Origin of the sequence: Ralstonia sp. A12 (genome assembly GCF_000801955.1) — a bacterium.
Taxonomy (GTDB): domain Bacteria; phylum Pseudomonadota; class Gammaproteobacteria; order Burkholderiales; family Burkholderiaceae; genus Ralstonia.
Window position 1 is genome coordinate 1 of record NZ_JSZO01000007.1, and the last position, 15,530, is coordinate 15,530.

Here is a 15,530-nt window from a genome sequence, read left to right on the forward strand (position 1 = left end):
CAAAAAAGCTGACAAGCCCCCCCTGCCGGGGATGAAACAGGGGATGCACCACCAAGATCCATCCCAACGACAATCAAACGGCCTTGAACGCCTTTCGAGCCGCTTCAAGCGTGGCATCCAGAATCGCATCGTCGTGCGTCGACGAAACAAATCCAGCCTCAAACGCCGAAGGTGCCAGATACACACCTTCAGCCAACATGGCATGGAAGAACGCATTGAAGCGCCCGACATCACTCTTGGTCACTTCAGCAAAGCTGGTCGGCACACCTTCACGGAAGTAGATGCCGAACATGCCGCCAACGCTGTCCGCGGCAAACGGCACACCAACCTCGCGAGCAATCTCAGCCAGCCCATCGACCAGCTTGCGCGTCTGCGCAGCCAGCCGATCGTGGAAGCCATCCGCAGCAATCAGGCGCAGCGTGGTCAGCCCGGCAGCCACCGCCAGCGGGTTACCCGACAGCGTGCCGGCTTGATACACGCTGCCCAGCGGCGCCAGGAAGCCCATGATGTCGCTGCGGCCGCCAAACGCTGCTGCCGGCATGCCGCCGCCAATCACCTTGCCCAGACACGTCAGATCCGGCTTGATGCCATACAGCGCCTGCGCGCAGCCCAGCGCCACGCGGAAACCCGTCATCACCTCGTCAAAGATCAGCACAGCGCCGTGCTCCGTGCAGAGCGAGCGCATGGCTTGGTGGAACTCGGTGCTGCCACGCACCAGGTTCATGTTGCCGGCCACCGGCTCGACGATCACGGCGGCGATTTCCTTGCCATGGCGGGCAAACGCCTCACGCAGGGCGTCGACGTCGTTGTACGGCAGCACCATCGTGTGCTTGACCACGTCTTCCGGCACGCCGGCGGAGGACGGCGCGTTCTGCGTCGTGTCGGCAAAGGTCAGCAGCCCCGAGCCGGCTTTGACCAGCAGGCTGTCAGCGTGGCCGTGGTAGCAGCCTTCGAACTTGACGATCAGGTCGCGCCCGGTAAAGCCGCGCGCCAGGCGCAGGGCGCTCATGGTCGCCTCGGTGCCCGACGACACCAGTCGCACTTGTTCGATGGAGGGCACGAGCTTGCAGATTTCCTCGGCCATGACGACTTCCGCCTCGGTCGGGGCGCCGAACGAGAAGCTGTCGGCCGCCACTTCCTGCACCGCACGCACGACATCCGGATGCGCGTGGCCGACGATCATCGGGCCCCACGAGCCCACGTAGTCGATATAGCGGGTGCCGTCGGCATCCCACATATACGGGCCGGCTGCCTTGGCAATGAAGCGCGGCGTGCCGCCTACCGAGCGGAAGGCGCGTACCGGCGAGTTCACCCCGCCGGGGATGGTCTTTTGGGCACGTTCAAACAGGGCGGCGCTGCGCGAAGTAGCCAAAGAGGGAGTCGACATGGATGCAGTTGGAAGAGAGAGGCGCCGCGCAGAACAACGCTGCGGCACGGTTTAAAGGCTGGTTTGCGGCGATTATGCGGTGGTTTGACGCAGATCCAGGTTGGATACAGTCAAACACGTTGCGCGCCCGGCGCCTGTTCTGGCGCGCCGGGGCGTGATTCGGTACCATCTGGCCTGCCATTTTAATAGACGGAACCCACCGAAGCTTTGCCCTATGGAACAACAGATTGAATACAAGACGTGGATGTGCCTGATTTGCGGCTGGATCTACGACGAAGAACAAGGCGCACCGGATGACGGCATTGCGGCCGGCACGAAGTGGGAAGATGTGCCCATCAACTGGACGTGCCCCGAGTGCGGCGCGCGCAAGGAAGACTTCGAAATGGTGCAGATCTGAGTCGGGTCTGACCTGTCTCCCGTCGGCAAGTGAGCGGTTGCCCTCTTGCCGACAGCCAAATATCAGGAAGTGACGGTTCGATGAATAGGCTCGTCGCTTCCATGCCACAGGCGGCCGGCGGACAGTCGGCGCCATTGACGGCGAATAGGTGACTTGTCACACTTCGTCAAATTCTGAGCTTCACACTTCATAAGCGGGCCGGGGGGCGTAGTTTTGAAGTCGTCGCCAGCGTGGGCCCTTTTTGGGCACGCCGCGTCGATTTGCCGCGATCCATCCGGTCAGAATGTCGTGGCGACCCGTGGTCGCGCAATGCGAGAACATGATGCAATCCGCGCGGGTGGAACAACTGACCGACTCCCAACCGCTGGCGACTTCACCGCTGGCGAACTCCTCGGCGCCCCTCTTGGGCTGCAAAGTGCTGGTCATCGATGACTCCAGCACCATCCGTCGTACTGCGCAGATTTTCTTGACCCAGGCCGGTTGTCAGGTCGTGCTGGCCGAGGACGGTTTCGACGCCCTGGCTAAAGTTGGCGACCTAAAACCCGATCTCGTGTTCTGCGACATCCTGATGCCGAACGTGGACGGTTACCAGACCTGCGCGCTGATCAAGAAAAGCCCGAAATTTCATGCCACGCCTGTGATCATGCTGTCTTCTCGCGACGGTATCTTTGACCGCGCGCGCGGTCGGTCGGTCGGGGCGGTGGACCACCTTGCCAAGCCTTTCTCCAAGGAAGCGCTGCTGGAGGCGGTCCAGACCCATCTGCCGGCGGCGAACGCGACAAACGGCGCCGCACAGTGACGGCACTCTCTAATCGAAGGACTGTTTGTATGGCAATTAAGAAAGTGTTGGTGGTCGATGATTCCCCGACCGAAGCGCTGCACCTGTCGGAGATCCTCGGCAAGGGCGGTTTCAAGGTGACGGTTGCGGCCGATAGCGACCAGGCCATGGCCAAGCTCGAAGCCGAATCGTTCGACCTGATCCTGATGGACGTGGTGATGCCCGGCCAGAACGGCTACCAGGCGACCCGCGCGATCAAGAAGGATGAGCGCTTCCAGGACATCCCCGTGATCATGTGCACGACCAAGGGGTTGGAGACCGACCGCGTGTGGGGCATGCGTCAGGGCGCATCGGACTACATCGTCAAGCCGGTCAAGGCTGAAGAGCTGCTGGACAAGATCGCCAAGCTGCCGCAGTAAGCCGAGCCAGCCGTCGACCCGGAACACCACGGACATGAGCCAGACGTGAACGAACCGCGCACCAACCTGACCTCCCGCCAGCGCCTGCATGAATACCAGGCGATGCTGGCACGGCGCCTGCAAGAGGCACGCGCCAAGTCGTCGACGGAAGGCTTCCTGGGCGTGCAGATCGGCGACCAGCACTGGCTGCTGTCGCTATCGGACACGGGCGAGGTGCTGGATTACCAGCCGCCCGCACGCGTGCCGCTCACGCAGCCGTGGTACCTGGGCCTCGTGAATGCGCGGGGCAACTTGCTGGGCGTGATCGATTTCGGCCTGTTCTGTGGCGAAGCGCCGACGGCCGGTGGCGCCGGTGCCAAGATCGTGGTGCTGTCCAAAGACCCGCAGCGTGCGTGCGCGATCATCGTGCCGCGTGTGGCAGGGTTGCGCAGCCTGAGCGATCTGCAGCCGGTCGAGGCTGAACAGGACGAGAACCGCCTGTGGCAAGGCCGCGCCTGGCGCGATGCGCAGGGCACGCTGTGGCGTGAGATGGACGTGCGCCGCCTGCTGGCCGATCCGGCCTTCCTGCAGGTGGGCCGTAGCCGCGCATAAGGCGCGCGGCGGCAACGGTAGGACAAGACCCGGCCGCAAGATCAGCCGGGCACGAACAAAAACAGATTGGGCGCATCCGCAACGGGAGCGGGCGCGCACAGGGGCAAGAGGCGGTGCAGGGCGCGGCAACAGGGCGCGCCGATATGTACCGCGGAAGGTGCGGACCACGCCAAGCTAGACAAGGCGAGGCCGCGGACGGGAAATCCATGTTGCTGATCTCGGGAAAACGGGACGGCCGCATCGACAAAACAAGAGGGTCCTATGGGGTTCAAGTGGTTCAACGCAGGTCGCCGTGCCGGTGAGGCAGGGGCGCCGGAGGTTGCAGCGGAGGGCGCATCAGCGGCTTCCATGCAGTTGGATAACCCCCATGCGGATGACGACAATCCCGCAGGCACACCCACGCAGCTGGGCCGCACGCCCATGGATGCCGTGGTCGGCTGGATGGAGCGCGTGCCGTTTGCCGCGCAGCAGCGGGTCTTCACGATCGGCCTGGTGGTCGGCCTGCTGGCCCTGCTGACGTCGGTGTACCTGGATAACCGGCAGGCCAACAACGGCTCGGTGCAGATTGAAATTGCCGGTGACACGCTGATGCACTCGCAGCGTCTGGCCAAGGCCGTTCCGGTGGCACTGCTCGGTAACGTCAACGCATTCACGCAGCTCAAGGAGAGCCGCGCGCGCCTGCAGGAAAACCTCGAAGCCCTGAAGAACGGCAACTCCGATCGCGGCGTGCGCGCCACCATCGGCAGCGACTCCGAAGTCCTGCTCGACAAAGCGATCGACGAATGGAAGCGCAGCGACAAGAGCGCCCAGGCCGTGCTGTCGCAAGAGAAGACCCTGGTGGCGGTGGGTAAGACGCTGAACGTGTTCAACGCGTCCAACCCCGAACTGCTGGAAGAAGCCGAGCAGATCTCGTCGATGAAGCTGCAGACCAACGCGCCGGCCCGTGAAGTGGCCGCCTCGTCGCAGCTCGTGATGTTGACGCAGCGTCTCGGTAAGAACATGAACGAGTTCCTGGCCGGCGAAGGCGTGAACCCGGAAACGGCGTTCCTGCTCGGTAAGGACACCAACACCTTCCGCGAAACCCTGAACGGCCTGCTCAACGGTTCCGAAGCGCTGCGCCTGTCGCCCGCGACCGATCCCGAGACCAAGGGCTACCTGCAAGAGCTGTCGACCCGCTTCGACAACGTGCAGAAGACTACGCAGATCATTCTGGAAAACTTGCCGGGCCTGATCGCCGCCAAGCGCGCCCAGCAGCAGATCTTCAACGACAACGAAAAGCTGCGTGCTGAATTGTCCGACCTGCAGTCGGCGTATTCGAGCAGCGTGCGCAACCGTCCGTTCACCCTGGGTGCGGTGGTGTTGTCGGCAATCTTGACGGTGGTCTGCCTGGCCGGACTGGCCGCCCTGTACCTGCGCGATTCGCGTGTGCGTACGATGGAAGCAGAAGCCCGCCAGCGTGAAGCTGAAGAACGCCGGATGGTGGAAAAGCGCAACAACGATTCCACCCAGGCCGCAATTCTGCGTCTGATGAACGAGCTGCAGGACATTGCAGACGGTGACTTGACCAAGCAGGCCACCGTGTCGGAAGACATTACCGGCGCCATTGCCGACTCGGTGAACTACACCGTGGAAGAACTGCGCGAGCTGGTCGGCCGGGTGCAGCAGACGGCCGAGCAGGTGACGCAGGCATCGTCGGCGGTGGCCGTGACGTCCGAGGGCCTGGTGGCCGCATCGGAAGAACAGTCCCGTCAGATCCGCCAGACCGGCCAGTCGGTGGTGGAGATGGCCGACCGCATTACGCAGGTCTCGCGCGGCGCAGCTGAATCGGCCAACGTGGCACGCGCCTCGCTGGCGGCAGCAGAGCAAGGTCAGCAGGCGGTGCAGAACGCCATCACGGGCATGAACGACATCCGTGACCAGATTCAGGAAACCTCGAAGCGGATCAAGCGCCTGGGCGAATCGTCGCAGGAGATTGGTGAAATCGTGGAGCTGATCTCGGACATTACCGAGCAGACCAACGTGCTGGCACTGAACGCTGCCATTCAGGCAGCATCGGCTGGTGAAGCCGGTCGCGGCTTCTCGGTGGTGGCAGAGGAAGTGCAGCGCCTGGCAGAACGTTCCGCCGAGGCAGCCAAGCAGATCGGTGCGCTGATCCGCACGATTCAGACCGATACGCAAGACGCGGTGCACGCTATGGAGCGCAGCACGGCGGGTGTGGTGGAAGGGGCGAAGCTGTCCGATAACGCCGGTGCTGCACTGGTGGAGATCGGCCGCGTGTCGCGCCAGCTTGCCGAACTGATTGAAAGCATTTCGCAGACGACGTCGCACGAAGCAACGCTGGCGTCTGATGTGGCGCAGAACATCGAACAGATTCTGCACATCACGGAACAGACGTCGACGGGTACTCGCCAGACTGCGCAGTCGGTGCGCCAGCTCACGCAGCTTGCTGAAGAACTGCGTGACTCGGTGGCCCGGTTCCGCATCGCGTAATTGGCCTGACACCGTCGTTACTGGATTTCGGGCGGGAACGCCAAGCGGCAATCGCGGCAACCGCCACCTGCTTTTTGGAAGCACACATGCGTCATCAATCTTCCGCCCAGCCCGAAGAATCCGAGCGCGCCTCGCTTGAGGCGACCGGAGCCGCTGCCGGGCGTCCGAAGTCTGTCGTGCCGGCACGCGATCTTTCCGCACTGGCCTGGGTCGCGCCCAACATGCGCGCCGCGCTGGACGATGCCGTGCGCGAGTTCGGCGAATACGCGGCCGATGTCATTGCCAACCCGGAAGTCATTGGCGCGCGCGATACCACCTCGCTGCGCCTGGCTGGCCAGTACCTGCACCAGGCTGCTGGCGCGCTGCTGATCGTCGGCCTGCGTGGTATCGACGTGTACTGCCAGGCCGCCAAGCGTCTGCTCGAAGCGGTTGATGCCGGTACGGTGCAGGCCGATGTGCAGACGCTGGATGTTTTCTCGCGCGCTGTGCAGGCGCTGCAGGAGTACGTGGCCGACCTGATGGCCGGCATGGCCGAAGAGCCGCTGCGCCTGTTCCAACCGTATCAAGCTGTGCTCGCCCGCCTGGGCGAAGAGCGCATCCACCCGGCTGACCTGTGGGCTGACGAGCTGCGCCACCTGCCGGCGTTGCTGCTGCCCTCGCGTGATCTGCCGGGGCTGGCACGCTTGCGCCGCAAGTTCGAACTCGCGCTACTGACCGCGCTGCGTGCACCGGCATCCAACGCAGACAACGCCCAGGCCGATCCGGCTGCCGCTGCCGCCGCTTACGCGCCGCTGGAAGAACTGCTGCACGGCATCCGCGCGCTTGAACGCGAACCGCGCCGCGCCGGCGACGACCTGCAGCGCGATCTGTGGCTCGTGTTGGCACTGACGTTCGGCGCGCTACGTGCCGGGCTGGTGCCGGCCGACATGACCGCCAAGCGCCTGGCGGCACGCGTCAACCTGCTGCTGCGCCAGTATTCGCACAACAACGTCCATCTGCCGCAAGGCCTGCTGACCGACGCGCTGTACCTGCTCGCAGGCATGGCCTACAGCAATGTGCCCGCCACGCCGGTGGGTGACGACACGCTGGGTCCGGACATCGTCGCCTGCGTGCAGGCCTTTGCGATTCCGCCCACGCACGCGCCAGCCGGTGCGTTGCACACGCGCCAGTACTACGCGCTGCTGCCGGCGGATGCCACCGACACGCTGCAACGTGTGGGCCGCACGCTGGAGACGCTGAGCCAGCAAGCCGAGCCGGACGCCGAAGAAACCGACGCCGCGTTGCAGACGCTCGCACTGCATACCGAGGCACTGGGCCAGCCTGCCTTGCTGGATTTGTCGCAGCGCCTGACTGAGGCACGTGGCCACGATGTCGCGCCCACGCTGCAGTTCCTCTCGCGCATGCTGGCTCGCCCTTGGGCGCTGCATGGTGAATCCGGCGATTTGCGCAGCGCGTGGTTTGCCGCCCGTTGCAATGAGTTGGCCGAACACGCTCGCGCCACCCAGGCAGGCGACGCTGTGCCCGCACCGGCGTGGCTGTCCCTGCTGGCTGAGGAAACCGCACACCGCCGCACGCGCGCCGAACAGGTGCGTGCGCTGCAGACGCAACTGGCCTCGGCCGAAACGCACCTCGACGCCTTCGAGCGCGAAGGCGAGCAAAGCGGTGGCCTGCAGGAAGCCAGCCGCTTGTTCGGTGAAATGCAGGGCGCCTTTGCTGTCATCGACGCTTACGAGGCCGTGCACGCCACCGAAGCCGCCCAATCGACCATCGCCGCGTTGGAAGCCGCGGGCGAGGGCGCAGCGGCGGATCGCGAACGCTACCTGGGTGCGCTGGCTGCCAACGCCAGCGGCCTGCAGGGCTTCCTCGACGCGCTGTCTGCCGGCACCGAACTGACCGGCACGCAGATCGACGAGATCGTCATCGAAGGCACGCTCACGCCAACCGAGCGCGAAACCGCTTGGCATGCGTTTGCCTTTGACGCGGAATCCGGCATGCTGGCCCGCCGTGAGACGCAGGACGATGCGCAAGCCGCCGAGCATACGGCGACTGCCGACGTTGCGTCGCCGCTGCAATCGCTGCTTGACCGCCTGCTCGCCAAGCATCCGGTGGACCCGAATGACCCTCTGGCCGCCGAGCTGCGCACCGCACTGCAGGAAGCACGCGACGCCGCCGCCATTGACGACGATCCGGCACGCCGCCGCCGTCTGGAAGAGGCCCTGGCACAGTTCGACGCATGGCAGGTCGGCAGCGCCGGCTCGCTTGAGCGTCTGCAGGCTGCGCTGGCGGCACCGGTTGCCGCACCTGCCGAGGCCGCACCCGCGCCGGCCGTTGCTGCGCGCGATACGCAATCCATCGATGCCGAGCTGCTCGACATCTTCCTGTCCGAAGCCGAAGAAGTGCTGGCCGGTGTGCGCACCGATCTGCATGCGCTGCACGCTGCAGCCGAGGCCGGCCCCGGTGGCCTGGCCGCCGGCTCCGACCTCGACCTCCTGACGCAACTGCGCCGCGCGTTCCACACGCTCAAGGGCTCGGGCCGCATGGTTGGCCTGACGCGCTATGGCGAGGCCGCATGGGCCATTGAGCAGGTGATGAACGTGTGGCTGGCCGAGAGCCGCGTGCCGTCGCACGATCTGGCCGCGCTGCTGACCCGCGCAGAATCCGAACTGTCGACCTGGGCGGCTGCCATTGCGCAATCGCCGCAGGCCGATCACCCGATCGAGCCGCTGGTGGCCGCAGCCGAACGCGTGCGCCACGGTGGTCCGTTCGTCTGGCTGGAGACCGTGCCGGAAGCGCACGAACCGGCCGAACACGCAGAATCACAAGTGCCGACAGCGGAAGCGGCCGCGCCGCTCCATCTGATTACCGCCGAGCCTGTGGAACTGGTGGTGCCGGAAGCGTCGGTCGAACCGGTTGTGGAGTCGCACGAAGCCATCACGCTCACGTGGGACGACGAGCCTGCGCTGCCTGAAGTTGAAGCGCCGATGCCAGAGGCGACGGCACCGCTGATCGAGCCGGAAGCGATCGAGCCTGAGGCCGTGGAGCCGCTGGTCTCGGAGCCCGTCATCGAGCCGGTTGAAGTGGAACCCGCTGCCGAGCTGGTCGAGCCGCTTGTGCAGGTTGAGCCTGCTGCCGAGCCGGTTGTGGCTGACGGCGATGCCAAGGTGATCCCGTTCCCGTTCGCGCAGACCGGTGGAGCGGAAGAAGCGCCGCACGACGATGGCGTGAAGGTCATCGGCCCGGTGCGCGTGAGCGTGGCGCTGTACAACGTCTACCTGCAGGAAGCCGACGATCTCATCCGCCGCCTGGGCGTGGACTTCTCGGAGTGGCGCCACGAAGGCCGCACGCCGCCGAGCGAGCTGGCGCTGCGTGCCGCGCACACGTTGCAGGGCAGTTCCGCCGTGGTCGAACTGGAGCCCGTGCGCCAGTTGGCCGATGCGCTGGAGCAGGTGCTGCTGAATCTGAACAGCCGTCCGGTGGCAATGCACCCGGGCGACTTCCGCCTGCTCGATCAGGCGGTCGAACGCATGCGCGGCATGCTGCATCAGTTTGCTGCTAGCGTCTGGCCCGAGACCGACGAGCCGTTGCGTCGTGGCTTGGAAGAGCTATGCGAGCGCGTGCTGGTGCGTCCGCGCCTGCCGCTGGAGCCGGCCCCGCAAGCCTTTGTCGAGGCCGCACAGGCTGAGAACGAAACTGCTGGCCTGGTGGATGAGCCCGCCTTTGCGCTGCCCCAGGACTTGGTGCAGCTCGCGCCCGCATATCAGGCGCCCGCGGCCGAACCGGCTGTTGGCGAATTGGTGCGTCAGGCACCGTCCGATGCGCTCGATCCGGCGCTGCTGGAAATCTTCCTGGAAGAAGCGCACGTTGCGCTGCCCGAACTGGGCCAGCACCTGCGCGCATGGGAAGCCGCGCCGCAGGACCGTGCCACCTCCGGCCTGCTGCTGCGTAACCTGCACACCGTGAAGGGCAGTGCCCGTATGGCCGGTGCCATGACGCTGGGCCAGGCGGCGCACGAAATGGAAAGCGCCATCGAGAGCGGCCTGCGCCAGAACCGCGTGGACGACGTGCTATTCCGCAAGCTCTACGTGTGGTTCGACCGCATTCAGGCACACGTCGATGCGCTGGGCTCGGGCAAGGTGTTGCCGCTGGACGCCGGCCTGGCCGAAGCTGCAGAGGCCTCGCTGGCGGAGGATGAAACGCAAGCCGTGCCCGGCACCTCGATGCTGCCGGCCGTGGCCACTACCACCAACGTTGACCTGACCGGCACGCGCAGCGCAGAAGCCGAGGCCCTGGAAGTGGCTGAACGCCAGCGCGCCATGGTGCGTGTGCAGGCCCGTGCGCTCGACTCGCTCATCAACGACGCCGGTGAGGTGGGCGCTGCGCGCGCACGTCTGGAATCGGAAGTCGATGCGCTCAAGACCTACCTGTCGGAGCTGAACGACAACGTGGCGCGTCTGCGTTCGCAGGTGCGCGAGATCGAAATCCAGGCCGAAACGCAGATGGAGTCGCGCATTGCCGATGCGCAAGCGCACGCCGAAGCCTTCGATCCGCTGGAGTTCGACCGCTTCACGCGCCTGCAGGAACTTACGCGGATGATGGCCGAGTCCGTCAACGACGTGGCAACGGTGCAGCAGAACTTGTTCCGCGGTTTCGATCAGGCATCGCTCGATCTGGAAACGCAGGCGCGCCTCACGCGCGGCCTGCAGCGCAGCCTGATGCGCGCGCGCATGGTGCAGTTCGATACCGTGGCGGATCGCTTGTACCGCGTGGCCCGTCAGGCTGCATCGGAAACTGGCAAGGAAGTCCGCCTGTTCATCAAGGGCGGTACGGTGGAACTGGACCGCAGCGTGCTGGACCGCATGGGCGGCCCGCTGGAGCACATGATCCGTAATGCCGTCGCGCACGGTATTGAATCCGCCGATGAGCGCCGCGCCAAGGGCAAATCGCCCGCGGGTGATCTGACGCTGGAAGTGCAGCAGGAAGGCAACGAAGTCGTGCTGCACTTTGTGGATGACGGCGCCGGCCTGAACCTCGACCGCATCCGCGCCCGTGCGCTGGAGCGTCAGCTCCTGGCGCCGGACGAAGAGGCCAGCGATGCCCGTCTCACCGAGATGATCTTCACGCCGGGCTTCTCCACCGCCGACCAGGTGTCGGAACTGGCTGGCCGTGGCGTGGGCATGGACGTGGTCCGTGCGGAGACCGTGGCCCTGGGTGGCCGCATCTCGCTGCAGACCACGCCGGAAGTCGGTACGCGCTTCACCATCCACCTGCCGCTGACCACCGCCATTACGCAGGTGCTGCTGGTGCGTGTGGGCGAGCGTGTGTATGCAATTCCGTCGGGCATGATCGACCACGTGCAGCAACTGCGTCCGCAGGCGCTGGCCGAGGCGTATAACGCCGCGGCGCTGCAACTGCCGACCGGCCCGGTGCCGTTCCACTACTTCGGCGCGCTGCTTGAAGAAGCGCAGGCTGTAACGGGTGGCCGCAAGTATTCGCCGGCCGTGGTGGTGCGCAGCGGTGCGGAACGCGCCGCCGTGCATGTCGATGAAGTGATCGGCAACCGTGAAGTGGTGGTGAAGCACATCGGTCCCCACCTCGCGCGCCTGGAAGGTATTGCGGGTGCGACTACGCTGGGTGACGGCGAGATCGTGCTGATCTACAACCCGGTGGTGCTCACGCAGCGCTTCGAGCGCGAAGCCGCAGCGCTGGGCTTGCCGCATGGCGATCAGGAAACCACCGGCGCCGTGGCAGAACTCACGCGCAGCGGCAGCACCGACGCCGTGCCGGGCCTGGCCACGCAGCCGATCGTCATGGTGGTCGACGATTCGCTCACGGTGCGCAAGGTCACGCAGCGTCTGCTCACGCGCTCGGGCTACCAAGCCGTGCTCGCGCGCGACGGTGTGGACGCACTGCGTCAGCTCCAGGAGATCACGCCGGACGCCATGCTGGTCGACATCGAAATGCCGCACATGGACGGCTTCGACCTCACGCGCAACGTGCGTGCGGATGAGCGCATCGGCGCCACGCCGATCATCATGATCACCTCGCGTACGGCGGACAAGCACCGCCGCTATGCCGCGGAGATCGGCGTGAACGTCTACCTGGGCAAGCCGTACAACGAAGACGAACTACTGCAGCACCTGCGCAACCTGATCGGCGCGCGCGCGCCGGCGGCCAACGCTGGCTGACGCGATCCATCGCAGCAATGACAACGGGCCGGTGTTCTACCGGCCCGTTGTCATTTGCCAGGCGTGAGCGCGTCAGGCGGTCAGTTCGACTTGGCCAGCTTGGCGCAGTCCCAGCCGTGCGTGCGGATCTTGGTGAGCTGATCGATGGCCGGCGTGCGCCATGCGGTGGGCAACGTACAGGTGAGGTGCGACGGGCGCTTGCTGCTCGTGTCGCCGGGTTCGGGTTTGTCGGGCGGCACGTAGTCGGAGCGCACCTCCCCGGTCAGGGCATTGACGCTATAGCGCTCCTGCAAGCCCGTCATGGTGTCTCTTGAGTGGAGGGTCCAGCCGGCAACCACCCAGCGTCCGTCCCGCATCGTGAGCACCCAGTCTTCCCCCCAGCGCTCGCGCGAGCCGCCCAGGTTGCTCACGAACAGCGAGCCGCGCTTGATCTCCAGCGCCACGAGCGGGTCCGCGATCATGCCGCCGCATTCCTGGCACATGGTGATGTCGTTGCTGGCCAGCGACAATTTGCCGCCGGTGTAGATGCGCAGGCGGCGATCGCCATCCGGGTTGTTCTTGGGCGTGAGCACGTCGACGCAGGCATCGACGGCGGCGGGTTTGCCGATCGCGCCACGCACGCTGCGCTCGACCGTGTAGCCGGCGTCGGGTGCAGCACAAGGCTTGATGGCATCGGCGTGAGCTGGGCCGGACATCAGGCACCCTGCCGCCGTCACCAGAGCGGCAAACAGCGGGGTACAACGTTGCATCATGCGCATCGCGCATCTCCATGGACGAAAACGCGCAGGAGTATCGCGCAGTGCGATCAGGCTGTCACGAGTGCCGATGCAGCGTCGCTGCCTCCGCAGCGGAGGTGCGCTCCGCCTTGGTAACCGCGTAGCGGTCGAGCGTGGCGGCGCGTGCGCCAGCATGCTCAACGATGGGGTGCGGGTACGTTTGACCAAGCACCACGCCGGCTTCCTTCAGCACGTCGGCCGGTGCTGTCCACGGCGCGTGGATGTACTTGTCGGGCAGCCCCGCAAGCTGCGGCAGGTACTTGCGGATGAAGCGGCCTTGCGGATCGAACTTCTCCGATTGCGTGACCGGGTTGAAGATGCGGAACCACGGTTGCGCATCACACCCAGTGGACGCGGCCCACTGCCAGCCACCGTTGTTGGCGGCAAAATCGAAATCGTTGAGGACGTCGGCAAAGTACTGCTCACCGCGCCGCCAATCGATGCCCAGGTCTTTGATGAGGAAGCTCGCGGCCACCATGCGCAGGCGGTTGTGCATGTAGCCGCTCTGGAAGATCTGCAGCATGGCGGCGTCCACCAGCGGGTAACCGGTGCGGGCGGCCCTCCAGGCTGCGAAGCGTGCATCGCTGGTCTCACCGTCCACCCAGCGGATGCGGTCGAACTCCGGGTGAAATGAGGCACCATCCGCCAGGTCCGGACGGTGGTGCAGGATCATGAAATAGAAGTCGCGCCAGATCAGCTCCGACAGCCACGTCGCCGCGCCCCGGCTGCCGCGCAGCATGGCGGCATGCGCGCGCGCCGCCAGCGCGCGGATGGACACGGTGCCAAAGCGCAGATGTGTCGAGAGATAGCTCGGCCCGCGTACGGCGGGGAAATCGCGGCGCGCGTGGTAGTCGTCCATGCGGTCTTCGAAGTCATCGAGCAATGCTTCGCCGCCGGACATGCCGGTGGGCAGGGCGATCTCCGCGAGGTTGGAGCGTGTGAAGCCCATTGCCTCCAGCGAAGGCGTGGCGTGCACCAGCGCCTGCGGTGGCTTGGCCAGCGCGCCGAAGTGGGCTTCCGTCGGATACGCGCGCAAGTCGAACGGCGTGAGTGCGGCCAGCCACGCGTTCTTGTAGGGCGTGAAGACGCCATACGGCTTGCCTTGACCGTTAAGCACCTCGTCGCGCTCGAAGATCACCTGATCCTTGAAGTCGAACCAAGCACACGGCTGCTGTGCGAGTACCTTGCGCACCGCTTCGTCACGGGCCTGCGCGGCGGGCTCCTCGTCATGGTTGGCGAAGACCGCCTCGATGTTGAGTTGGCGTGCGAGGTCGGGAATGGCGTGGCGCGGGTGGTCGTGCAGGACGATGAGGTCGCCACCCGCTTCGCGCAGGGTGGTGCGCAGTTCCTCGACGCACGCGCGGATGAATTCAATGCGGCGGTCCGCCTTGAGCCCGCGCGCGAGCAGCGCGTCAAGGATGTCGAGGTCGAACACGAACACGCAATAGACCTCGCGGCAGTGGCGCAGGGCATAATGCAGCGCCGCGTGGTCAAAGTGCCGCAGATCGCGCCGGAACCATACCAGCCCGCGCTGAAAATGCGCTCCGATGGCGTAGGGCTGGCGGTTTCCGGTGGTGGGCGGCATCGGGTGCGGTCGGCTGGTCTGGAGATCGGCCGAGCGTATACGAAAATCCCCGCAAGAACCGCGCCGCATTCTCTTCTTCACGTTGTTGCCATGACTGCTTCATCTGCTCGTCTTCCGCTGTATCGCATCCTGCAATCCCAGGGCTTCGGCACGCGCCGCTATTGCAAGGACCTCGTGCTCGCCGGGCTGGTGTTCATCAACGACGTCGAAATGGAAGACCCCGACGCGCTGGTCGACACCGCCGGCCTGGTGCTGGACGTGGACGGCGAGCGCTGGACGTACCACGCCCGCGCCTACCTGATGATCAACAAGCCGGCAGGGGTGGAGTGTTCGCAAAAGCCGAAGCACCATCCGAGCGTGTACACGCTGCTGCCCGTGCCGCTGCGCGAGCGCGGCGTGCAGTGCGTGGGCCGCCTCGACCAGGACACCACCGGCCTGCTGCTGCTCACCGACGATGGCCAGTTCGTCCACACGCTCACCAGCCCACGCCACCAGGTGCCCAAGGTGTACGAAATCACCACCGCTGAACCCGTGACCGACGCACAGGTCGCCCAGCTGTGCGCTGGTGTGCTGCTGGACGATGAGGATGAAAACGTGATCGCGGCCTGGGCCGAGCGCGTCGATACGCACCACCTGCGCATGGCGCTCACGCAGGGCAAATACCACCAGGTAAAACGCATGGTGGCCGCGACCGGCAACCATGTGACCGGGCTGCACCGGAGCGCCATAGGCGGGCTGTCGCTGGGGGCTGACCTGGCGCCGGGCGAATGGCGCTGGCTGGATGCCGCCGACATCGAAGCGCTGAACACGACGCCGGAGCGCCAAGGCGCTTCGGGTGCGTGAGTCACCACAAAAACCCCTACCCCCAAGGCTGACTCCTCCAAATGAAAGGGGCGATGGCCGGGGGCTTTTGGTAAACTAG

Annotated in this window: 10 protein-coding genes; 7 read left to right on the forward strand and 3 right to left on the reverse strand. The window is 65.5% G+C overall.

Annotated elements, in window-relative coordinates; all coding sequences use genetic code 11:
* Nucleotides 1-73: 73 nt before the first annotated feature.
* Complete coding sequence (gene hemL, locus PI87_RS10090; protein ID WP_039597587.1) at nucleotides 74-1,387, reverse strand: glutamate-1-semialdehyde 2,1-aminomutase; 1,314 nt, start codon at nucleotides 1,385-1,387, stop codon at nucleotides 74-76.
* Between the two features lie 214 nt (nucleotides 1,388-1,601).
* Here hemL and PI87_RS10095 point away from each other — a divergent pair, with 214 nt between their 5' ends.
* From PI87_RS10095 to PI87_RS10120, 6 genes are all read left to right on the forward strand, one after another.
* On the forward strand, nucleotides 1,602-1,784 hold the full coding sequence (locus PI87_RS10095) for a rubredoxin (RefSeq protein ID WP_039597588.1): 183 nt from the start codon (nucleotides 1,602-1,604) through the stop codon (nucleotides 1,782-1,784).
* A gap of 283 nt (nucleotides 1,785-2,067) precedes the next feature.
* A complete protein-coding gene (locus tag PI87_RS10100; protein ID WP_039597589.1) occupies nucleotides 2,068-2,583 on the forward strand; it encodes a response regulator in 516 nt (171 codons plus the stop codon).
* A gap of 29 nt (nucleotides 2,584-2,612) precedes the next feature.
* The gene (locus PI87_RS10105; protein WP_039597590.1) at nucleotides 2,613-2,981 is read left to right on the forward strand and encodes a response regulator; all 369 of its coding nucleotides are present in this window, start codon (nucleotides 2,613-2,615) and stop codon (nucleotides 2,979-2,981) included.
* A 45-nt stretch (nucleotides 2,982-3,026) separates the two neighbouring features.
* The gene (locus PI87_RS10110) at nucleotides 3,027-3,572 is read left to right on the forward strand and encodes a chemotaxis protein CheW (protein ID WP_039597591.1); all 546 of its coding nucleotides are present in this window, start codon (nucleotides 3,027-3,029) and stop codon (nucleotides 3,570-3,572) included.
* Nucleotides 3,573-3,833: 261 nt separating this feature from the next.
* Complete coding sequence (locus PI87_RS10115) at nucleotides 3,834-6,062, forward strand: methyl-accepting chemotaxis protein (RefSeq protein ID WP_039597592.1); 2,229 nt, start codon at nucleotides 3,834-3,836, stop codon at nucleotides 6,060-6,062.
* A gap of 86 nt (nucleotides 6,063-6,148) precedes the next feature.
* Nucleotides 6,149-12,247: a hybrid sensor histidine kinase/response regulator gene (locus tag PI87_RS10120; RefSeq protein ID WP_039597593.1), complete on the forward strand. Its 6,099-nt coding sequence runs from the start codon at nucleotides 6,149-6,151 to the stop codon at nucleotides 12,245-12,247.
* An 80-nt stretch (nucleotides 12,248-12,327) separates the two neighbouring features.
* Here PI87_RS10120 and PI87_RS10125 read toward each other — a convergent pair whose 3' ends face one another.
* Nucleotides 12,328-12,999 (reverse strand): hypothetical protein, encoded by a 672-nt coding sequence (locus PI87_RS10125; protein WP_232313969.1) that lies wholly within the window; start codon nucleotides 12,997-12,999, stop codon nucleotides 12,328-12,330.
* A gap of 61 nt (nucleotides 13,000-13,060) precedes the next feature.
* Nucleotides 13,061-14,608 (reverse strand): cryptochrome/photolyase family protein, encoded by a 1,548-nt coding sequence (locus PI87_RS10130; protein ID WP_039597594.1) that lies wholly within the window; start codon nucleotides 14,606-14,608, stop codon nucleotides 13,061-13,063.
* Nucleotides 14,609-14,698: 90 nt separating this feature from the next.
* Here PI87_RS10130 and PI87_RS10135 point away from each other — a divergent pair, with 90 nt between their 5' ends.
* Nucleotides 14,699-15,451, forward strand: coding sequence for a 16S rRNA pseudouridine(516) synthase (locus PI87_RS10135; protein ID WP_039597595.1), 753 nt, complete (start codon nucleotides 14,699-14,701; stop codon nucleotides 15,449-15,451).
* The last annotated feature ends 79 nt before the right edge of the window (nucleotides 15,452-15,530 follow it).

What these genes read in the sequence shown, in the direction of transcription:
- hemL (WP_039597587.1), bottom strand. Translation starts at nt 1,387, where the DNA reads ATGTCGACTCCCTCTTTGGCTACTTCGCGCAGCGCCGCCCTGTTTGAA.
- PI87_RS10095 (WP_039597588.1), top strand. Translation starts at nt 1,602, where the DNA reads ATGGAACAACAGATTGAATACAAGACGTGGATGTGCCTGATTTGCGGC.
- PI87_RS10100 (WP_039597589.1), top strand. Translation starts at nt 2,068, where the DNA reads ATGTCGTGGCGACCCGTGGTCGCGCAATGCGAGAACATGATGCAATCC.
- PI87_RS10105 (WP_039597590.1), top strand. Translation starts at nt 2,613, where the DNA reads ATGGCAATTAAGAAAGTGTTGGTGGTCGATGATTCCCCGACCGAAGCG.
- PI87_RS10115 (WP_039597592.1), top strand. Translation starts at nt 3,834, where the DNA reads ATGGGGTTCAAGTGGTTCAACGCAGGTCGCCGTGCCGGTGAGGCAGGG.
- PI87_RS10120 (WP_039597593.1), top strand. Translation starts at nt 6,149, where the DNA reads ATGCGTCATCAATCTTCCGCCCAGCCCGAAGAATCCGAGCGCGCCTCG.
- PI87_RS10125 (WP_232313969.1), bottom strand. Translation starts at nt 12,999, where the DNA reads ATGATGCAACGTTGTACCCCGCTGTTTGCCGCTCTGGTGACGGCGGCA.
- PI87_RS10130 (WP_039597594.1), bottom strand. Translation starts at nt 14,608, where the DNA reads ATGCCGCCCACCACCGGAAACCGCCAGCCCTACGCCATCGGAGCGCAT.
- PI87_RS10135 (WP_039597595.1), top strand. Translation starts at nt 14,699, where the DNA reads ATGACTGCTTCATCTGCTCGTCTTCCGCTGTATCGCATCCTGCAATCC.